This window comes from Oceanobacillus aidingensis, from assembly GCF_042654105.1.
GTDB lineage: Bacteria > Bacillota > Bacilli > Bacillales > Amphibacillaceae > Oceanobacillus > Oceanobacillus oncorhynchi.
The window spans coordinates 142,646-164,311 of the sequence record NZ_JBHSFT010000010.1; the positions used below are offsets into that span (position 1 = coordinate 142,646).

A 21,666-nucleotide genomic window follows, 5' to 3' on the forward strand; every position below is an offset into this window, starting at 1 on the left:
GGTTTTTAATTATTTTTCTTTCCTTTTCTAACTTTTGAAATCAATGGAATGAATAAAGATAATGCCGCTACTGCTAAAATACTGAGAGCAATCGGGTCTTGAAAGAAAATAGACAAACTTCCATTCGATATCGTCATCGATTGACGGAAGGATTGCTCCAGCATTCCTCCCAGGATAAATGCCAATATAAATGGCGGCGCAGGAAATGAAAATAACCGCATTAAAAATCCGATGACGCCAAATAGCAGCAGCATGTATAAATCGAACGTATTGAAGCTGATTGCATAAACGCCAATCATACTAAACATAACAACCAATGAAATCAGCAGCGGTCGGGGCACCATTAATATCTTTGCTATGTAAGGAATTAACGGTAAATTCAGTATAAGCAAAAAGATATTGCCAATATACATACTGACGATGACCCCCCAAAATATATCAGGCTGATCGGTCATCAATAGTGGTCCAGGCTGTACGCCCAGTACTAAGAAAGCGCCTAATAATACAGCTGTTGTTCCAGATCCAGGAATCCCCAAGCTTAACAGCGGTACAAATGCGCCGCTGGTTGCAGCATTATTGGATGTTTCCGGAGCGGCTAATCCTTTGACAGAACCCTTTCCAAATTCTTCTGGATTTTTAGAGATTCTTTTTTCCGTAATATAGGAAATAAATGATGCAATCGTTGCTCCTGCACCAGGAAGCACTCCCAGGATAAACCCGATAATAGAATGCCTGGACATGGGCCCGGTCATATCCTTCCAATCCTGTTTGCTTAATTTCAAACTGCCGATTTTATGTGCATTTTGAATCGATTTATCTTTTCTATTTAATATCAACGTACACACTTCTGCCAAAGCAAATAACCCAAGCGCAATTACTAAGAAGTCAAGACCGTCTAATAAATTTGTATTCTCAAATGTAAACCGCTGCGTTCCAGATTGAGCATCTATTCCTACCGTGACGACCATAAAACCAGCTACAGCAGAAATTAATGCTTTTATTGTCGAGCCTTCAGATAAGCTCGAAATCGCAGTCAATCCCAACAGCATCAAAGCGAAATAAGCTGCCGGAGAGAAGGAAATAGCCACGCTTGCAAGCATCGGAGCCAGCAGCATAAGCAGCACAACACTCACCGTTCCGCCGACAAACGATGCTATCGCCGCTATCGCTAAAGCTTTCCCTGCTTCTCCGCGCTGCGCCATTGGATATCCGTCAAAGGAAGTAGCTACCGTTCCGGATACACCTGGAGCATTTAATAAAATAGATGATGTAGACCCTCCAAAAATGGCTCCGTAATAAACACCTGCCATCATAATCAATGCAACCGTCGGGTCCATTCCAAATGTAATTGGTATCATCACAGCTATTGCACTAATTGGACCTAAACCAGGCAGCATCCCGATAAACGTTCCAATAAATACCCCTATCATAACGAAAAAAATACTTTGCAAACTAAATGCTGTTTGTAACCCTGTTAACATTCCTTCCATAGCTCCCATAAAATTTCCCCTCCCTCTTTATAAAGGTAAGATTCCTGATGGTAAAGATATCTGTAATAGCGAAGTAAAAACAAAATAAATAAAAGCCGAAAATGCAATAGAGACAATACCATTAACGATATGGCTTCTATACCCTAAAAACAGCGAACAGAAAAAAATAAAAAGTGCTGATACCAAAATAAACCCGAGTATTTCTAAAAGGAAAATATATATAAATATGAGTGCGCCAACGCCGAGAAGCATCCCGATTTCTTTTTTAGGTATATTTCTTTTTTGTCGCTGCGCTTCTGTCTCATTATCCTTTGAAAAAAATAATAATATTGCTAAAAAGACTAACAGCCACCCCAAGGCTTTTGGAATAACATCCGCATCTACCTCCGTATAAGCGTAGGACGGCAGCTGATACGAGAAAATCAAATAGACAATAGCAATAACGAGCAACACCAGACTTACCCGGCTGTTTATTGACTTTAACAATGCAATCACCTCAAATCCAATTAATTGGCGGCAAAGCCAATGAAACAGATGGATACCGAATCATTGGCTTTGCGCATCTTATTCGTTATTTAAACCTAAATCATCTAACAATACTTGCACCTGTTCTTTTTGTTCATCCAAGAATGCCTTGTATTCCTCATGCCCCATGTATTCTTCATCCCAGCCAAACTGGTCGCGAATCTCTGCGAATGCTTCTGAATCACTCAACTCCTTAAATTTATCCTCATAATAAGCAATCGAAGCTTCATCCATTCCTGGAGGTCCAAAGAAGCCTCTCCAGTTAACAAACGTTTCATCAATTCCTTGTTCTATTGCCGTTGGGAAATCCTCGATAACCTCTCCTTCTAATCTTTCAGGAGCAGTAATACCCAGTACTTTAATATTGTCTGCCTTTACTTGCTCTACCGTCTCAGCCATCCCTGTAGAATATACATCGACACTGCCATTCAGCAATTGCGTAAGTGATTCTCCATCTTGCGCAGAAACATATCTGATTTTTGTTATATCTACCCCTGCAGCTTTTGCAATCTGTACAAATTGGATATGATCCATACTTCCCGGAGCTGATTCACCAACAACGGTTACACTTTCCGGATCCTCTTTCATATCCTCGAACAGATCATTTAAATCATCCCATTCCGCATCTTCCCGAACTGCAAATGCGCCATAATCAGCAATTAGATTCGATAGCGGTGTAAAGTCTTCATGACCGTATTCCGATTGCCCATTCAATGGAATCAATATAATCGGCGGGGAGGCAACAAATAACTTATGCGGATCTCCTTCATAATTAGCGATATAGGACCATCCTACAGCTCCGCCGCCGCCAGTTTTATTCACAACACCGATATTCTCTTCAATCATTCCTTCTTCACCCAATACTTTAGCAACCATTCTCGCAGTCGTATCCCAGCCGCCCCCTGCTCCGGCCGGTGCCACAATTTCTATGCTTTCTTCCGGCTCCCAGCTTCCGCCTTCTCCTGAATCACCTGATTCGCCAGCATCTGCATCATCACTGTTTCCACAAGCAGCTAGTACGATAATAAAAAAGAATAAGGCAATAAGTAACAACTTTTTCATTCTTCTTTCTCCCCTTTTATGAATTTATTTTCTGTCTTAAAAACACTATAGAGGATGCATCACATTTATGTAAACGTTTTCAAAATTAATCACAATGATTTCTTTCTGTTTATTTTGTTCATTTCGTTCACGCTATCCATTTGTTTTAAAAAGAAAAAAATTGCAGAGGAAGCTGCCCTGCAATTTTTTTCATATAAACTGCCGTAAAACTTCAGCTTAAGTGAAGTTTTGTTTTATAACCGATAATATCTGCGCTCCGGTCTGCCAACAGCCCCATATGCCAAGTCTGCCTTTATTTCTCCCAAAGAAGTAAGATATTCCAGATAACGCCGGGCTGTTGTGCGGGAAACACCTATGTGCTCTCCCATTTTCTCTGCTGCTACTCCTTCTTTAGTTTGATCAATCTTTTTTTTAATTTTATTTAAGGTTAAAGGATCAATTCCTTTTGGTGTCCGCTGCGCTTCTATTTCTATACTTCCTTTTAACCCAAAATGATTATCTAAAAAATGCTGATTAACCGTCTCCTCATTACTAAAACGCTCATTAAATAACTGGTAGCGTTTAATGGACTCAATGAGCCTCTCCTGTTTAATCGGCTTAATCATATAATCAAAAACACCCTTACGAACTGTCCGCTGAATCATATTTTTTTCGGATGCAGCTGAAATAATAATGGCATCAATTTCTCCTTGGATTTTTCGTAATTCCTCTAAAATCTCCAAGCCTGAAATATCTGGAATATAGAGATCCAGAATTACCAGATCAATTGGATATTTTTCTGCAAATCCAATTGCTTCTTTTCCATTTAATGCTTTGCCAACCAATTTTACATTGTCGAGATGTTCGATGAATTCACTGTGAATCTCAGCGATACGATAATCATCTTCTACTATCAGCGTTTGTATCATACATTCATCACCCCGTCTTTTTCGCCTGTTGCTTGGGAATAAATATGGTGAAAATGGTTCCCTCAGCCAGATTACTTTTGACTTCAATTCTGCCGTTTAGATTTTCAATTGTTTCCTTAACCATAGCTAATCCATACCCGCGCGTTGTTTTATCCTTTGTGGAGAATCTGCGGTGAAAAATACGATGGATATCTTTTTTACCAATTCCAACTCCATTATCAGCTACTTCAAAAATATAGTCATGACCGATATCCGTTGAGAAAAACTGGACCGTTCCGTTTTCTGTCTCTCTCACAGCATCCAGAGCGTTATCAATCACATTGCCTAAAATAGTAATCAAATTTGTCGGTTCAATATAATCTGCCATTTCGGACAGGGAACTATAATCATCAATCAGGAAATTAATTTTTAACTCGGAGGCTTTCCCTATCTTTCCTAATAAAATAGCCTGTATCGTTTTATCGCTGATTTGGTCGTATACGATTTTATTTTGCGTTTCTACCGTCTGTGTCTCTTTTTGAATCAATTCAATTGCTTCTTCAAAATTTCCAAGCTGGAGCATCCCTGAAAGTACATAAAGCCGGTTCGTATATTCATGCGTCTGTGCTCTGAGTTCTTCGGAATAACTTCTTACTTCTCCTAAGGTATCAATGATTTCTTTCAATTCTGTTTTATCACGAAAACTTAATACAGCCCCCCTTACTTGGTTCTGATTATAAATGGGAACCATATTAAATATGATATGCCGATCATTTACTTCCACTTGCTTATTACGGCATACTTGTCCGTTTTTAATCAGTGAGGATAATGGAAGCTCGGGCAGAACTTTTGAAATTGGCTGATTAAAAAATGCCTTTTGCTTGCCGCTGAGCAATTTCTCAGCAGATTGGTTCATTAATTGAATGACTCCATCTTCATTAACTGCAATCATTCCCTCGTGAATCGCTGAAAGAATAGCATTCCTCTCACGATACAAAGAAGTTATTTTATGAGGTTCAAATCCCATTAATTGACCGCGAATATTTCGAGTCAGCAGCAGTCCGCCGATTGTTCCCACAAATAGTACAATGACAGAAGGCAGAATTAATTTTTTAATATTTGATAAAATCGTTGCATTAATATCTTTTATCATATATCCGACAGAAACAACACCAACAATGTCACCTTCATAATTCCAGACAGGTGTCTTTCCCCTTAAAGATGGTCCCAGACTTCCTTCTGCGCGCGAAACATAGGATTCACCATCTATAAGCGCCGCATCATTATCGCCTCCTACCATGTTTTTGCCCAGCTTATCCTGATCCGGATGAGAATAACGAATCCCTTCCGTATTTCCGATAACAATAAATTCAGCCCCTGTTAATTTCCTCATTTCTTCAGCGATCGGCTGTATCGTTTCCTCAGGTGATGCTTGTGAAAAACCTTCACGAATGGAAGGTATATTTGCTACCATTTGCGCTGTTTGTAAAGCTTGTTCACCAATTTCCTCCTCCGTCATTTCTACTTCCATATAGCTGTAAAAAGCCGTTAGTAATATGGTTACAAATAAGATTAGTCCAATAATAAGTACAAGAATCTTGGTGAGTAGATTTACTTGGTTTAACCGGTTTATGATTATAATCACCTCCTATGGTAAGCGTTTACTATATTATTTATTATACTACCTTTATTTGTACTATCTACATTTTCTAAAAATTAAAATAAGAAAAGAGAGCATTTTTTACCAAAAAGTTCTATTTATAGAATGTCCCCATAGACAGACCGCACAAAAAATCCTCAAACCTGTTGAATGCAATCACATACTGCTTTTAACAAGTTTGAGGATATAAAATATGAATAAACTTAAATTTATTTATCATAACGTCTTTCTCTTTAAGATAATAATTAAAAATGTTAGCCCGCCAGCAATTTCAATAATAATGGAAACGACGCCCTGCGCATTAAATACATGGTTCATAATAAAATATGCACCAGTTAATACCAAGAAACCAATAGCAAGAGCCATAGGAAAAATATATCTGTGGTCATACGTCTGTGCTAACTGATAACTCAACGTTGCAACCAAAAAACCAAAGAAAGTAAGCGGTCCAACTAAAGCCGTTGAGATGGACATTAAAATAGAAACTAGTACAAGAACATAAATGATACTAAATTTATGATTCAATCCTAATGAACTAGAAATCTCTTTTCCGAGCGATAATACATTCAATCGCTTAGAATACGCAAGAAGAAGAACTGCTACGATGATGACAATCGGAATCGCAATCGGAAAATATGCTGCATCCGCATTATTAACAGATCCAAACAGCTTTGCCTGTAAAATATCAAACTCGGAAGGCGCAAGCAGTTTTCTCATAAACGTTGATAAAGACCTTAGTCCTGTTCCAATAATGATACCGACCAAAAGCATAAGTTGTAAATTTCCATACTTTCCGGAAAGTAACCACCCATACAGTATCAAACACATCGCGACCATAATAGCTACTTGAAATAAAAACGATCCAGTACCCATATAACCTATAAATGCCGTGGTACCAAAGAAAAACATGGTACTCGTATGTATTGTGGAGTAAAGTGCTTCAAATCCTAAAAGCGAAGGAGTGATCACCCGATTATTCGTAATCGATTGGAATGCAACGGTCGCCAGACTCTGACAAACTGCAGCAATAATCATGGAAACAATAGCTACCATTCTTCTTTTAGCAACTGGGATAAAGGAAGGGGAGTCTACTGGAACCGGGTTATTATAAACTAAAAGTCCATACGAAGAAAGAATACCTAATCCAATAAGCGTTATCAACAGTATCCAATAACGTCTTTCCTCCTTTTTAGAACGAAAAGCTTTAGATGGTTTATCATTTTTAAGAAGGCTAGAATTCATTTTGACATTTTTTTCATTAGTATATTCCAATTCGTTATCCCAGCCTCCTTCTTCTTAATAAAATAACAATAAATACAACTGCGCCCACCGTTCCAAGTATCAAGGATACAGGTACTTCAAATGGCATGATAACGGTGCGGGATATAATATCAGCGGCGGTTAGAGCCGCCATTCCGGACACACATACCCATGGCAGGTTACTTCTTAAATCATCGCCTCTAAACATGGAAACAATATTTGGTACAATCAAACCTAAAAATGGTAAGTTTCCAATAACAGCGGCAACAATTCCAACTGCAACAGCAATAAGAGCCGTACCAACAAGAACAATTGTATTATAACTTACTCCAAGGCTTTTTGTAACATCCTCCCCTAATCCAGCTAGTGTCAGTCTATTAGCATAGATAAAAATAAGAAAAGTAACTACAACAATCAGCCATAAATATTCATATCTTCCAACCTGAATCGATGCAAAAGAACCTACAAACCAGGTTTCAACACTTTGTGACATTTGAAAAACGAGCCCGACAAACGTGGAAACTGCTGAAATAACTGCGCCAAGCATAATCCCAATAATCGGAACAATTAAAGACGAACGAAGTTTAACTCTTCTCAAAAACAAAAAGAAAACCATCGTTCCTATAAAGGAAAAAATGATTGCTCCAGTCATTCTTTCAACTAAAGATGGTGCGGGAATTAATAAATAAACGAAAACCAACCCCAAGCCTGCCCATTCAATCGTTCCTGTTGTGGTAGGTTCAACTAAACGATTCTGTGTAATAAGCTGCATGACGAGTCCAGACATTGCCATTGCAGCCCCAGTAAGCATGAGTGCAGCTGTCCTTGGGATACGGGTAATGAAAAACATATCCATTCCATCTTCGCGTCCCCGTATGTCATAAACTCCGACAGACATGGAAATAACGCCTAAAATAATAACAATGAGGATTGCTAATATAAAAGGCTTTGTCCATATTTTTTGATGATTAGAATGCAGGGGCTGAGAATTCCCAGCCCCAAACATTTTTTGTTTTGTATTTTTAAGCACTATAGTTATACCCCTCTAAATTACTCTGCTAAAGTTTCTGCAAGATCTTCAAATAATTTAGTAAATGTTTGTATAGATTCATTTGTATACGTGTCTGCCGGTGCATAAACGATTTGTCCTTCAGAAACAGCTTTTGTGTTTTGAAGAGCAGGTGCATTATCGATTACATCTTGAGCAGGACTTGCTTCTTCTTCAGATGATACAGCAGCATCACGGTCCATGACGAAAAGCCAATCAGGATCGGTTTCTGCAATAGCCTCAACAGAAACATCATCACCTTGGTGATCTGCAGAAGCTTGATCAATTTCTAACGCCGGTGTCCAATCGAAAATATCATATAATGGGCCCCAAACCCGGCCGGAATGAGGAGCTGCAAAATTAATATCTCCTCCAGATACTATAACACTCATGATTGTATCTGTCCCGTTATAAGCTGATTTAGCATCTTCAATGGATTGTTCAAAATCAGCTATTAATTGTTCAGCTTCTTCGTTTTTATCAAAAATTTGTCCAAGAGAGATTGTAATATCTTTAAATCCGTTCTCTAAATTTTCTCCGGGGGTGTCAGCTTCCTCAGAAACATCAAAATTAAGATCAATAACTGCTGCATCTGGCACTAATTCTTTTATATCTTCATAAAATCCTCCAAACCTTTGGCCCACAATAACAAGATCAGGATCTGCAGCTGCGATAAGTTCAAGGTTTGGTTCACGATGGTTTCCTATATTTTCAATTGATTCATCACTTGCATAAGGTATATCCTCAGGTATTAAATCTCTTGGAGCAGCAGCTAATTCAACTCCCCAATCAGATAATGTTTCAAACGTTCTATTATCTAAAGCTACCACGTTCTCTGGATTTACTGGAACTTCAACGGTTCCGTGAGCATCCGTAATTTCAACCGTTGCATCTTCAGAAGAACCCTCCGTTTCAGCAGACTCATTTCCTTGGTCATCGGCTTCTTCGTTTTCACTGCCTGAATCGGAGCAAGCAGCCAACACCAAAGCAAAAATTGCGAATATTGCTATAATAAACGTTGACTTAAAAAAGTTTGATTTTCTCATTTCTCCTACCTCTTCCCCTATGTATATTTTTTTGATGAGCAGACTATTGGATTGATTAAATCAATACCCGCATTATATTTTGCGCTTGATTTAAAAAAATAATTCCTGTTTTACTATAGTGCATTGATATAACCTAACACATTGATAATGATAATCAATCTCAATTAGCTTGTTTAAAGTATATCAAATAAAAAAACATTGTCAACTGTATTTTTTAATCTTATCTCTTGTACGATTATCACCAATTAAAAATTCCATTATTCTCGTTTTATTCTCAACTGCAATTGCGACAATCCAGATGAGAATAATTACTTAAACAATGGAAAGAAACCGCTTAAACACGATTTTCATGAGAATGTGAAACTATTTGGTTGAAAAACGATGTTTCAACATCATCGACATGCGTACTCCTGACAAAAGGAGTACGCATGGATCAAATCAATCGTTTTCAAGCAGCTGCACCTGCTCAAGTTAAGTTATACTAGCAAAGATATATTCATTGAGAAAGCATAAGGTTTGGACATTTTTAAGAAAGCAATTATTGGATTTACCCATCATATATAGGGTTTAAACAATTAGCCGCTTTTACTTATATGTGAGTCAAAGTATACACAAAAACGACAGCCGTTTTGCATATGGACCGGAATATGCATATCATAGATTTCGTTTAATGCTTCTGAATTAATGATTTCATGTGTCGGACCGTTTTTTACCAGGCGCCCCTCTTTTAAAGCTACAATCTGATCTGAATAAACCGAAGCAAAGTTAATATCATGCAATACAATCACAACTGTTTTCCCCAGCTCATCGACAAGCTTGCGTAATATTTTCATAATCTGTACAGAATGCTTCATATCCAAATTATTCAACGGCTCATCCAATAAAATATATTCCGTGTCTTGGGCAATAACCATGGAAATAAACGCACGTTGCTTTTGACCGCCAGACAGCTCATCTAAGAATTTATGCTGGATATCTGTTAAATTCAAATATTCAATGGCTTGATCGACAATCCGATTATCTTCTTCATTTAAACGGCCTTTCGAATAAGGATAACGGCCAAAGGATACTAATTGGCGAATCGTCAGTTTCACAGTGAAAAAATTCGCTTGTCTTAAAATGGCAATGCGCTTCGCAAATTCATTTGATTTCATATTCTTTACATTGTTTTGGTCCAGTAATACATCTCCTGTGTCTGCATCAAGCAAACGGCTTACCATGGAAAGCAGCGTTGATTTCCCTGCACCGTTTGGTCCGATAAACGATGTAATTTTATTAGGCTGAATTTGAACCGATATATCATTTACGATAGATTTATTCCCATATTTCTTTGTCAATCCTTTAATATCAATCATGTCATCGCCCTACTTTCTTTAAGTATTAAATAATAAAATAGAAGTATGTGAAAAAAGGATAGCTAATGTAGTTAAGTGTAAAGCTTCATTAAATATAAGGCATTTCCACCAAAAATACATCAACCTTTCTTATCCTGAAATTTTACTTAAATTAATCTAGATAATAATTATTATCAAGTTCTAATTGTTCTAAATAAGAATGATATTCATTATCAATTAGACAACAATACCTAGTATATCAAATTTTCAGCCATCGTCAATGGCTGATTTATGTAAATATGACGATAATCAAAAAAACTGCCGTTTCCGGCAGTTTTTTTGATTATTCTGTTCAATTTTTCGTCAAATTTATTGATAATAGTTCGTTCAATCAGGGTACTCCCATTCATTTACAGGTATATATGGAATAGATTACTACGTTTATTTTTTCTCACAACCATCACCTGTACAATAGGAGGTTTTATTCTCATTTGGGTTCAATGATTGCAAAACAGGCGTTTCCTGTTCTTCCTGCCACACCTTTTCAAGTACCTGTGTAAAAGCTTCTTCTGGCTGTGCACCGGACACGGCATATTTTTCATTAAAAACAAAGAAAGGAACGCCCTGGACACCAAGCTGCTTTGCCAAATCTATATCTTCATTGACTTTATTACGGAATTTACAGCTGTCCAATACATTTTCAACACACACTCTCTCCAAACCCACTTCTTCCGCTAACTGAATCAGTGTCTTTTTATCACTCAACTGTTCGGAATCAGTAAAATAGGCTTGAAAAAAACGTTCTGTCAGTTCCGCTTCCTTTCCATTCTCGGCAGCTAATTTAGCAACTCGATGCGCGTCAAATGTATTCCCGTATTTCATCGTATCAAAGCGGTAGGTCAAGCCTACTTCTGCTGCCTGCTCCGCTACCTGTTTATTCATTTCATATACTTGTTCTAAAGACATTCCCTTCAGCTCAGAAAAAGTTTCTGCGAAGTTCTTTCCCGGAAGATGCTGTGCATCCGGATCAAGCTGGTAGCTTCTAAACTGAACTGCTACTTGTTCACGATGTGTGAATTTTTCCAAGGCATGTTCAAACCGGCGTTTTCCGATATAACAAAAAGGACATACAAAATCAGACCAAATTTCAACTTTCATTTATCTTCACCTCAATTTCCTCACTTATTTTAGCATAAGGAAACCTGGGAACAAAGTAATCTGCATTCCTTCTTTAGTCATATTTGCGAGTCTCTTCAACCGTCCCATCTGCACGATAAACCGTCAGGGAGGTTCCTTTATTTTTAGCAATGTCTTTCGCTCTTTTCACCGCTTCCTCTTTTGTATCAAATCGTTCACTTGCCTGACTGGAACCGGAAGAGCCGACAGCCCATCCTTCTTCCTGCTTATAGACTTCCTCTCCCTCCTCCAGCCGCTCCGGATTATTTGTTTTTTCTTTTCCTTCCTTTGAGCGCTGGGTCGGTTTTCCGCCTTTTTCATAGCTTTGAATTTCTTCTTTATCCGCGTTCTTATACCATTCTTTAGCCTGCTCCGTAGCTATTGGAATTGCCCTGTTCTCCTTATAGCCATCATCCAGCATTGAATTTGCGATATCAATGGCCTTTTTACGGACAGGTTTTTCTAGGTTTTTCATTGAACTTGGATAATCATTCATTGTCCAAACCATTAAAATGCCTCCTTTTTCCGTAGTGTAAGTAGCTGTAAGGGTCATTTTATAAGGACTTTTCCCTTTTCAAAACACATTAAACATTTTTATAGCCAATTATTTCTTCTAAAACGTCACTTGGCCTTTAAGCATCGGTGTTCTTGCTGTATGGTAAAATGTTCCGTCAAGATTACTTTCTGTGCATGGAAGCGACTCCCTGTATTTCATATCCATACTGTTATGATTGGATTGTTCAGACGAAAGCTGCTATTTCATTCAGCTCATTAAAATCTTATTTCTTTCATTCGCTGTAGAATCCTATCAGAGCGCAGGCCAACCACGCAGACTTCTAAGTGGTTTGCAGGCTAAACCCGTGACTCCTGGGGTTGCGATTACTCGTCCCATCGAAAACATTTGTACGTCGGAAAGCGGCGTGGTTGGCCGGAGCAGAGCTATGCACCATCATCAATTTCAAAAAGGCCGGATATTTCACCAAAATGCAAGCATGGTAATGAAGAACATGTTCATCTTGGAATAGCAAGATATATTTGCTTATTCTTAGGTGCGAAAGTTGAGTATTTAAGAAAATTCACTAACCTGACAACATTGGTAATCGCAGTCCCAGGGTGAAGATCCAACAGGAAAAAAGTGAATTTCTTTTTTTACCCTTGGCGCATAAGTGCGACTTTAGCTCTGTCTACGCCTCTCGGCTTGCCAATCGCTAAGTCTTCTTTAAAGGAGATGAACTCAGGGGTCACGGGAAGCAGGGTATATTTCCGGGACCTAAAATAAAAAGGCGTGGAATTCTCCACACCTTCTAGCTTGCAAATTATGCATCTAACAGCGATTTTCCATTAATGGATACACGCTTTGTATTTTTTAGTTCATTTAAATCGGCTGCGCCAACGCCAAACATCGTCATCTTCAGCTCTAATTCCAATTGGTCCATTGTCTGAACAACGGCTTCTGCTGATTCTGTGGCTGCCTGGAGCAGATGTCTGGCATACCCGATAATATCTGCCCCAATCGTAATTGCCTTCGCAGCATCCACGCCTGTTTTCATGCCTCCGCTGGCAACTAAAGGCGCTTCAGGAAGCTCACTGCGTACAGTGACCAGACAATCCTTGGTCGGATTTCCCCAGTTATTAAATGCTTCCGCAGCTGCCCGCTTTAATGGGTCCTTCGAGCGCAGCTTTTCCACCTGGCTCCAGGAGGTTCCGCCCGCTCCAGCAACATCAATATAAGAGATGCCCGCATCATACAATCTTTTGGCAGCTTCCCCGTCAATGCCGAATCCTACTTCCTTGACCCCTACTGGCGCTTCCACCTGTTTACAAACCTGTTCAATTTTTGGCAGTAAATCTTTGAAATTCAAATCGCCGCCGTCCTGCACAGCTTCCTGCAATGAATTTAAATGAAGAACGATGGAATCAGCCTCTGTCTTATCAATAATACGCTGGCATTCCTCTGCTCCATAGCCATAATTTAATTGGACAGCGCCAATGTTTACGATTAATGGCACAGTTGGCGCCTGTCTGCGAATAAGGAAAGAATCCTTATGCTGCTCACTTTCTAAAAATGCTCTTGTCGAACCAATTGCCAGTGCCCAGCCTTTTTGTTCTGCCGCTCTAGCCAAATTTTGATTGATTGTGGTCGCCAGTTCAGATCCGCCAGTCATGGAACTGACTAGAAATGGCGCCTGCAGCGCTTTGCCTAAAAATGATGTTCTCAATGAAATATCAGCAAAATCAATTTCCGGCAAAGCATTATGAAGAAAGTGAATGCCTTCCAATCCTGTAGATTTATTTACACCCTCTACGTCTCCTTCCAGACAAAGGCGGATATGTTCTGTTTTACGTTGGTTAATTCCTTTTTCCATGAATGTCCCTCGCTTATCTCAAATTATCAAACTATTTTTTGCAGAGAGTAAAGGCATTTTCAATTATTCGTCCCCCTGCTTTTTAAATAAATATAGGTGTGATTTTTTAATTTCCTTCGTTATCTTTACATCTAGTGTACTTGTTTCCTGCAATAATTGAAAGGCAAATGATGCTGTTTCAAAAGTTCACGTTCATTTGTCCTTCATTAAGAAAAAATTCAGTTGATATCTGTATTTTCTGTTATAATAGGACTACTTATTTAAGTTTTTAGGAGGATATAATGAAAAGAGATAATGCAAAAGCTTTTGCCTCAAAAGCACATCAAGGTCAAGCACGTAAAAATTCAAATGAACCGTACATAACCCATCCTGTTCGTGTTGCAGAACGTCTAGAAAAAGAAGGCTGTTCCGATGATTTAATCAGCGCCGGATACTTGCATGATGTTGTTGAGGATACCAATGTCAGCATCGAGGACATTGAACGTCAGTTCGGAAAAGAAATTGCTGACCTTGTTGCTTCTCATACGGAGGATAAATCAAAGTCTTGGTGGGACAGAAAAAAAGCGACAGTGGAACATTTAAAAGATGCTCCAAAGGAAGTGAAATATCTGATTATTGCGGATAAATTAGATAATCTTTTAGAATTGGAAAAAGAGCATCAACAGCTCGGCGATGATATCTGGAAGAACTTTAACGCCGGGTACAAGCAGCAAAAATGGTACAACGAGGCTATCGCAGAAGAAATGTATGCTCATTTATCTCCGGATGAGATTCCTTCTTATTTTAAAGAGTTTGAACAGGCTGTTAAACGTTTTTTCAAATAATAAAGGAAACACCTTCTCTCTTTAAATAAATGAAAGAAGGTGTTTTTTAATTGTAGTTTGTTAACGTGAATTCATTTCATTCGGATGCCATCCGCTGCGAATATTACGATCCAGCGCATCGATTGTTTTTCTTTCTTCTTCGTTTAATTCAAAATCAAACACATCCAGGTTAGCTTCGATACGAGAAGGTGTTACTGATTTTGGAATGACAATCAAATCAGACTGTAAGTGCCAGCGCAGAATAACTTGCGCAATGGTTTTCTCTTTGTTCTCAGCAATTTGTTTTAGCGCTTCATCTTTTAAGACATCTTTTCCATTCATGAGAGGGCTGTATGCTTCTACATAAATACCTTTCTCTTTACAAAAGGCACGCAATTCTTTCTGTTGCAAGTATGGGTGGCACTCTACCTGATTTACAGCCGGTACAACCTCACATTCGTCTAGTAAACGTTCTAAATGCTCTATTTCAAAATTACAGACGCCAATCGCTTTTGCTTTGCCGTCTTTATAGATTTTTTCCAACGCTTTATACGTATCGATATATTGATCATGCTCCGGGGTCGGCCAGTGAATCAAATAAAGGTCCACATAGTCTGTACCCAGTCTTTCTAAGCTTGCATCAAAAGCTTTTAAGGTTTCATCATAACCATGATCTGCATTCCACACCTTTGTTGTAAGAAAGATTTCTTCACGAGGGACACCGCTGTTTGCAATTGCTTGTCCAACGCCTTCTTCATTCCCATAAACTTTTGCTGTATCAATGGAACGATAATTTGATTTTAATGCATGCTCCACAGCAGGGATAGCTTTTTCATTTTCTACCTTCCAGACGCCGAAACCAAGCTGCGGCATTTCTAAGCCATTATTAAGTGTAATGTAATTCATATTCCTGGATGACCTCCTGTAAATGATTTTATCTCTGTTTGTTTCACAATAGTCCCTAATGCATTTTTTAGTTTACAATAACAGGCAGATAAAACAAAGGAATGTGCTTGGTTCTATGATAAGGATACGATTCGCTTATAAAAATACCCGGTCAGCTGGCTCTTCACCCACTCAAAAAACAACTTTTAGTATGGTCATTTACCATACCTGTCGCTTGCATAAAAGAGTAACAAATCACCGGTCCTACAAAGGAAAATCCTCTCTTTTTCAAATCCTTGCTTAGCTGTTTTGACAAATCTGTTTGAGCAGGCACATCCTCATGCCGTTCCCAATGGTTCACAATTGGTTCTCTGTCAACAAAGCTCCAGATATAATCATCGAATGAACCAAATTCTTTTTGAATCTGCTGGAAGGCCTTTGCATTTTTAATGACAGATTCAATTTTACGCCTGTTCCGGATAATTCCTTCATCCTGCATCAATGCTTCTACTTTTTCATTTGAATAAGCAGCAATAATATCGGCTTCAAAGTTGTCAAAAGCCCGGCGGTAATGTTCCCGGCGTTTTAAAATTGTAATCCAGCTTAGTCCTGCCTGTGCCCCTTCTAATGTCAGCATTTCAAATAAATAGCGATCATCCTGAAAAACAGGCCGTCCCCATTCTTCATCGTGATATGCGATATAGACAGGCTCTTCACTGACCCAGGCACAACGTTCCTTATTCATCTTCCTCACCAATAGCGACTTCATTCTTTTCATACGAAATCCAATCGCTGAAGCTGCCTGGATAAAGCTTCACATTTTTAAAACCGGCATTATCCAGAGCCAGAATATTTGGGCATGCCGAAACACCGGAACCACAAGAAACGATAATCTCCGCATCTTTATCTAATTTGGAAAAATGCTCTCTTAACTGTTCCTCGTTTTTCCAAGTACCGTTCTCTTTTAAAACACCCTTCCAAAAATAATTGACCGCTCCCGGAATATGCCCTGCACGAGCATACATCGGTTCCTCGTCACCTAAATATCTTGCAGGTGCTCTGGAATCGATAATCGTTGTTTCTTCAGATTCAAGTTTTTCCTTGACCTCCTCCATATCAACATAGCGATTTTCCTTCTCGTTTCTGCGAAAGATGGTCGGCTGAAGATTGGGAACCGTTGATGTCAGTTCGCCTCCCTCTGCGACCCACCTGTCCAATCCGCCATCAAGAAGGTATACCTTCTCATGACCTAAATAATCAAGCAGCCACCAAAATCGAGGAGCGAACATATCATTTCCCTGATCATACACAACAACCGTTGTCTCATTGGAGATACCTAGTTTTCCAAGTTTATTTGCGAATAAATCCCAATCGGGTAAAGGGTGATTTCCGCCATGCTTACCTGCTTTGCCGGATAAATCTCTATTTAAATCCATATAGACAGCACCAGGTAAATGCCCGTGTAAATAAGCTTTTCGCCCAGCATCAGCATCCATTAAATCAAATCGTACATCTACAATAACGACATTATTTTGCGGTAAACGTTTCTTTAATCTCTCTACGCTAATGATGTTTCTCAAAATCTAACCCTCCCATATGCTATTTTTCTAATCATATCATTCCTTATTTATTTTAACAGAAAAAATTTTCTGCAGAAATTAATAATTGAGCTTCATAAAGGGTATTCTTAAACTCTGTTAAACATGTCCACGTCCAGATACTTTTACTGTTTTAAAGCTTTATACGTTACTTTTTGGACACGCATGAATACGGTTTTTGTGTTGAGTATGGTAAAATATACAAAGCGTTGTAAAATTAGAATAGCAGAAATTTTCGCTTCAAAGGAACAATCAAAAATTTATTTAGAAGGAGCCATTTTGATGAAAGAACAATTAATCAAGCGTTTAGAAACCTATGCAAAAATAGATACCCAATCGGATATGCATTCTCAAGCCACCCCTTCCACTCCAGGTCAGCGGGATTTGATTAAGCTATTGGAGAATGAGCTGAAGGAAGTTGGACTGGAAGAAGTATCTTATGATGAAAATGGTTATTTAATGGCTACATTGCCGGCGAATACGGATAAGGATATCCCGGCGATTGGCTTCTTGGCACATGTCGATACAGCAACAGACTTTACCGGCAAAGGGGTGGCTCCTAAGGTAATCGATTATAAGGGCGGGGATATTGTATTGAATGAAGATTTACAAGTCACCCTTTCTCCAAAAGACTTCCCTGAGCTTTCTAATTATGAGGGGCACCAGCTAATGGTGACTGACGGTACAACTTTACTTGGAGCGGATGATAAGGCAGGCATTGCTGAAATCATGACTGCCATGGAATACCTCATTCATCATCCGGAAATCGAGCATGGAAAAATCCGTATTGCTTTTACTCCTGATGAAGAAATTGGACGCGGGCCGCATAAATTTGATGTAGAACGCTTCGGCTGTGACTATGCGTACACCGTGGATGGCGGCCCTTTAGGTGAATTACAGTATGAAAGCTTTAATGCCGCAGCTGCCAGAGTGACGTTTTACGGAAACAGTGTTCATCCGGGAACAGCGAAAAACAAAATGGTGAATGCAGGAAAGATGGCTGCGCAATTTATTAATAAATTTCCTTATAAAGAATCTCCCGAGCATACAGAAGGATACGAAGGCTTCTATCATCTTATTTCTGTAGAAGGCGATGTAGAAAAATCAACAGTCTATTACATTGTCCGCGACCATGACCGGGAAAAATTTGAAACACGCAAAGACACCCTTAAAAAGTACGTAGAAGAAATCAGGAACGCATATGGAGAGAATGCTGTAGAGTTAGAAATGAATGATCAATATTATAATATGCGTGAAAAAATTGAACCGGTAAAACATATTGTAGATATTGCTGATCAGGCAATGAACAATCTTGATATTAAACCGGTTATTCATCCAGTCCGCGGCGGTACAGACGGTTCACAAATTTCATTTATGGGATTACCGACACCGAACCTGTTCACTGGCGGCGAAAATTTCCATGGCAAGTTTGAGTATATTTCTATCGATAATATGGAAAAAGCAGCAAAAACGATTGTTGAAATCAGCCGTTTATTCGCAGAAAAAAAAGCATAATAAGATGAAAAACAAGAGCCAATTTCACTGGTTCTTGTTTTTTTATTGTTCTTTTTCCTGAAATTATTTCTTCACTTTCCTTTCTTTTTCACTTCCATACATCATATAATATATATTGAAATGCAGCCTACGTTCACTGTTTAATAAGCAGAATTTATACTGCATCATTTCAGGATTATGGGAATCAGCCTGCTGATTGTTTTCATCTTTTTTCGAGTTATCATATACCTCAAAACAGATTGGAAAACCATTCTCGTTACTGATCACCTGCAATTATTTTTTATAAAATAACTCTACACTTCAAAATTAGTTAGCAGATCATAGTGTTTGAGTTTCATTCTATTAAAAGCAAGGAGTTATCATGATATGCAAGGAGTTAGTTGGATTATCCTTTCAGCGATTTGCTTTGTACTGATTGGCTGCGGACCACAGGAGTCATCCCCATCACAGGAAGATGCTCCGGCATCGGAACAAACAGCACCTGAAGAGCAAAAGGATACAGATGATAAGCAAGCAGAAGGACAACAGACGGAAGAACCAGAACAAGAAGAAACAGAGCCGCCTGATGCGGTGCTGCAGAAATTTGATACAGATGATGCTGTATTACAATTAAAGCAAGCACTAAATGCCATCGGTTATGATTTAGAAGCAACAGATGAATTTGATGAAGAGCTTACTTGGGCTATAACAGATTTTCAATTGCAAACAGATGACATAGCTATTTCCGGTGTCTATGATAAAGCAACAAGAGAAGAGTTACTGCTTTATTATGAAAACGAAAAAAGTATTGAGCCGGGAGAGGGCTTAGCTCCTCCCCCCGAAGAACTTGAAGTGACAGAAGCTGGAACAGAAGTTGTCGGTAATCCATACGATGAATTATCACTGGTGAATAAAAGCTTTGCACTTCCGGATGATTATATCCCTGAAGACTTGATTGTACCAGATGTGCCCTTTCCTTTCACAGAGGACTTACCTAAAAAATATCTGCGCGAGAACGCTGCACATGCCTTAGAGGAATTATTTGAAGGTGCTGAAGAAGCGGGATTAGAAATGTTTGCCCAATCCGGCTACCGCTCTTATGACCGGCAGGACGATATCTTTGCAGCGAATGCCGCACAGAATGGGGAGGATTATGCAAATACCTACAGTGCACGTCCCGGAGAAAGTGAGCATCAAACTGGACTGGCGATGGATGTTACCAGTGCAGAAGTCAATTTAGAGTTAGTAGAAGCATTTGGTGAGACAGAGGAAGGACAGTGGCTTGCTGAAAATGCTCCGGAATATGGCTTTATTATCCGTTTCCCTGAGGGTAAAGAAGATATTACCGGATACCAATACGAGCCTTGGCATCTTCGCTATGTCGGTGAAAAAACGGCGAAGTATATAACCGAACAAGGGATTACACTGGAAGAGTACTATGAAGAACAAGCTGAATAAAAAGATGGAGCCACCCTGGAAAGCAGTTTTCCAGGGTGGCTCTTTATCAAATAACCTGCAAGCGTATTACTTATTTTTAAAATATAAGGATAATCAAGACAAAAAGAGAAGGAATAAGCAGCATTTCAATAATCAAAAGAATCCGCATCTTCCCGGCAGTTTTATATATCGTAATTAAGTGCACCAGCGACAAAATAGAAAAAACAGCCACAAACAGATAGACAGAACCAATTGCCATATTGCTGGACAGAACAAATATCATAAACAAAAGTAACACAAATACCTTTAGCACACTAAATAAGATATCTGCCTTAAACCATGCAGGTATCTTTTTATTTTCCATTACATCGTCCCCTCCATTTCATATACACTTTATCGTATCATATCGGTGAACAGGATGATAAGAATGAAAGTAACTATTCGCTTCTAAACTCCACAAAACATTCCTTTTCCTATGATATGTTAACATAGATATGGAAAATGAAATATAGAAGGGTTGATTACGTGAATAATAATGAGTCTATAAAACTAACCGCTTTATCTTCTAAGGGCGGATGCGGATGTAAAATCGGACCGGCTGATTTACGGCAGGTTTTACAAACCCTCTCCCCTGCGACGGATAATCCTAATCTATTAGTCGGCTTGGATACCAGCGATGATGCAGGAGTTTACAAATTAAATGACGACACAGCCATTGTTCAGACACTCGACTTCTTCACTCCCATTGTAGACGACCCCTATTCTTTCGGGCAAATTGCCGCTGCAAATGCGATCAGCGATGTCTACGCAATGGGCGGAAAGCCGATTACAGCATTGAATATTGTTGCTTTTCCAATTGCTGATTTAGATAAACAGATTCTTTCCCGTATCTTAGAGGGCGCAGACAGCAAGCTGAAAGAAGCTGGCGTAGCTTTAGTCGGCGGTCATTCCATCGATGATAAAGAACCAAAATTCGGATTGGCTGTTACTGGAACAATCCATCCTGATAAAATCCGTACAAATAGCGGTGCAAAGCCCGGTGATGTGCTTATTTTAACCAAACCAATTGGTGTAGGGATTTTAACGACTTCGATTAAGAGAGGCTTGTTACAGGAATCAGAAATTGACCGGGTAACTAACGTCATGGCAGCATTGAATAAAACGGCTGCGGAAACAATGGACAACTATGAAATACATGCTTGTACCGATGTTACCGGATTTGGCTTGCTTGGACATGCTTCGGAAATGGCAAAAGGAAGCAACGTCGAAATCCAAATCTCAAATCAGCACGTACCTGTTTTGCCAAGAGTGAAAGAGCTTGCCGAAAGCGGTGCTGTGCCAGGCGGTACGAAGAATAACTTTAACTATTTAAAAGAAGATGTTACCTTTACGGAATCACTGGATCAGATTGACCAGTGGATACTATGTGATGCAGTTACCTCCGGAGGCTTGCTGGCTGCTGTAAAAGAAGCAGACGCAGAAAAATTACTTTCGGATCTGCAGGATAAAAATATCGAGGCAGCAATAATTGGCCGCGTCACTGATAAGAAAAATGGACATATCACGGTTGAAGAATAATTCGTTTATTAGGAAGT

The 21,666-nt window shown here is 39.1% G+C and carries 20 protein-coding genes; 4 read left to right on the forward strand and 16 right to left on the reverse strand.

Going from position 1 to position 21,666, the window contains the following annotated elements; all coding sequences use genetic code 11:
- Window positions 1–5: 5 nt before the first annotated feature.
- The 12 genes from ACFO3P_RS07425 to fni all read right to left on the reverse strand — a co-directional run bounded on the left by ACFO3P_RS07425 (window position 6) and on the right by fni (window position 13,854).
- Window positions 6–1,499, reverse strand: coding sequence for a tripartite tricarboxylate transporter permease (locus tag ACFO3P_RS07425; protein ID WP_289584768.1), 1,494 nt, complete (start codon window positions 1,497–1,499; stop codon window positions 6–8).
- An 18-nt stretch (window positions 1,500–1,517) separates the two neighbouring features.
- Window positions 1,518–1,976: a tripartite tricarboxylate transporter TctB family protein gene (locus ACFO3P_RS07430; RefSeq protein WP_256705764.1), complete on the reverse strand. Its 459-nt coding sequence runs from the start codon at window positions 1,974–1,976 to the stop codon at window positions 1,518–1,520.
- Between the two features lie 78 nt (window positions 1,977–2,054).
- The gene (locus tag ACFO3P_RS07435) at window positions 2,055–3,077 is read right to left on the reverse strand and encodes a tripartite tricarboxylate transporter substrate binding protein (protein ID WP_042532252.1); all 1,023 of its coding nucleotides are present in this window, start codon (window positions 3,075–3,077) and stop codon (window positions 2,055–2,057) included.
- Between the two features lie 233 nt (window positions 3,078–3,310).
- Entirely contained in the window at window positions 3,311–3,985 is a 675-nt protein-coding gene (locus tag ACFO3P_RS07440) for a response regulator (protein ID WP_042532250.1), read from the reverse strand.
- 7 nt (window positions 3,986–3,992) lie between these two features.
- Window positions 3,993–5,483, reverse strand: a complete 1,491-nt coding sequence (locus tag ACFO3P_RS07445; RefSeq protein WP_244882370.1) for an ATP-binding protein — start codon at window positions 5,481–5,483, stop codon at window positions 3,993–3,995.
- Window positions 5,484–5,840: 357 nt separating this feature from the next.
- Window positions 5,841–6,866 (reverse strand): iron chelate uptake ABC transporter family permease subunit, encoded by a 1,026-nt coding sequence (locus ACFO3P_RS07450; RefSeq protein WP_042536012.1) that lies wholly within the window; start codon window positions 6,864–6,866, stop codon window positions 5,841–5,843.
- A gap of 34 nt (window positions 6,867–6,900) precedes the next feature.
- On the reverse strand, window positions 6,901–7,890 hold the full coding sequence (locus tag ACFO3P_RS07455; protein ID WP_042536011.1) for an ABC transporter permease: 990 nt from the start codon (window positions 7,888–7,890) through the stop codon (window positions 6,901–6,903).
- 44 nt (window positions 7,891–7,934) lie between these two features.
- Window positions 7,935–8,978: a siderophore ABC transporter substrate-binding protein gene (locus ACFO3P_RS07460; RefSeq protein ID WP_042532248.1), complete on the reverse strand. Its 1,044-nt coding sequence runs from the start codon at window positions 8,976–8,978 to the stop codon at window positions 7,935–7,937.
- A 575-nt stretch (window positions 8,979–9,553) separates the two neighbouring features.
- Complete coding sequence (locus ACFO3P_RS07465; protein WP_042532246.1) at window positions 9,554–10,333, reverse strand: iron ABC transporter ATP-binding protein; 780 nt, start codon at window positions 10,331–10,333, stop codon at window positions 9,554–9,556.
- Between the two features lie 420 nt (window positions 10,334–10,753).
- Window positions 10,754–11,470 carry a DsbA family oxidoreductase gene (locus ACFO3P_RS07470; RefSeq protein WP_193064434.1) on the reverse strand — a complete coding sequence of 239 codons (717 nt, stop codon included), beginning with the start codon at window positions 11,468–11,470 and terminating at the stop codon, window positions 10,754–10,756.
- 73 nt (window positions 11,471–11,543) lie between these two features.
- Window positions 11,544–11,996, reverse strand: coding sequence for a DUF2188 domain-containing protein (locus tag ACFO3P_RS07475; RefSeq protein WP_042532242.1), 453 nt, complete (start codon window positions 11,994–11,996; stop codon window positions 11,544–11,546).
- A gap of 808 nt (window positions 11,997–12,804) precedes the next feature.
- Complete coding sequence (gene fni, locus ACFO3P_RS07480) at window positions 12,805–13,854, reverse strand: type 2 isopentenyl-diphosphate Delta-isomerase (protein WP_042532238.1); 1,050 nt, start codon at window positions 13,852–13,854, stop codon at window positions 12,805–12,807.
- Window positions 13,855–14,135: 281 nt separating this feature from the next.
- Between fni and ACFO3P_RS07485 the strand changes: the two genes are divergently transcribed.
- Window positions 14,136–14,678, forward strand: coding sequence for an HD domain-containing protein (locus ACFO3P_RS07485; RefSeq protein WP_256705756.1), 543 nt, complete (start codon window positions 14,136–14,138; stop codon window positions 14,676–14,678).
- A 60-nt stretch (window positions 14,679–14,738) separates the two neighbouring features.
- Here ACFO3P_RS07485 and ACFO3P_RS07490 read toward each other — a convergent pair whose 3' ends face one another.
- The 3 genes from ACFO3P_RS07490 to ACFO3P_RS07500 form a co-directional block, all read right to left on the reverse strand.
- Window positions 14,739–15,563, reverse strand: coding sequence for an aldo/keto reductase (locus ACFO3P_RS07490; RefSeq protein ID WP_042532234.1), 825 nt, complete (start codon window positions 15,561–15,563; stop codon window positions 14,739–14,741).
- Between the two features lie 163 nt (window positions 15,564–15,726).
- Window positions 15,727–16,287, reverse strand: coding sequence for a DNA-3-methyladenine glycosylase I (locus ACFO3P_RS07495; protein WP_256705754.1), 561 nt, complete (start codon window positions 16,285–16,287; stop codon window positions 15,727–15,729).
- Window positions 16,280–17,122 carry a sulfurtransferase gene (locus ACFO3P_RS07500; protein ID WP_042532230.1) on the reverse strand — a complete coding sequence of 281 codons (843 nt, stop codon included), beginning with the start codon at window positions 17,120–17,122 and terminating at the stop codon, window positions 16,280–16,282. Before ACFO3P_RS07500 ends, ACFO3P_RS07495 begins: the two co-directional genes overlap by 8 nt.
- A 300-nt stretch (window positions 17,123–17,422) precedes the next feature.
- On the opposite strand from ACFO3P_RS07500, the gene pepT reads away from it, so the two are divergent.
- Window positions 17,423–18,655, forward strand: a complete 1,233-nt coding sequence (gene pepT, locus ACFO3P_RS07505) for a peptidase T (RefSeq protein WP_379542330.1) — start codon at window positions 17,423–17,425, stop codon at window positions 18,653–18,655.
- Between the two features lie 366 nt (window positions 18,656–19,021).
- Entirely contained in the window at window positions 19,022–20,092 is a 1,071-nt protein-coding gene (locus ACFO3P_RS07510) for a D-alanyl-D-alanine carboxypeptidase family protein (RefSeq protein WP_379542331.1), read from the forward strand.
- Window positions 20,093–20,168: 76 nt separating this feature from the next.
- Here ACFO3P_RS07510 and ACFO3P_RS07515 read toward each other — a convergent pair whose 3' ends face one another.
- On the reverse strand, window positions 20,169–20,435 hold the full coding sequence (locus ACFO3P_RS07515) for a hypothetical protein (RefSeq protein ID WP_379542332.1): 267 nt from the start codon (window positions 20,433–20,435) through the stop codon (window positions 20,169–20,171).
- Window positions 20,436–20,596: 161 nt separating this feature from the next.
- Between ACFO3P_RS07515 and selD the strand changes: the two genes are divergently transcribed.
- Window positions 20,597–21,649 (forward strand): selenide, water dikinase SelD, encoded by a 1,053-nt coding sequence (selD, locus tag ACFO3P_RS07520; protein ID WP_379542333.1) that lies wholly within the window; start codon window positions 20,597–20,599, stop codon window positions 21,647–21,649.
- Window positions 21,650–21,666 lie beyond the last annotated feature (17 nt).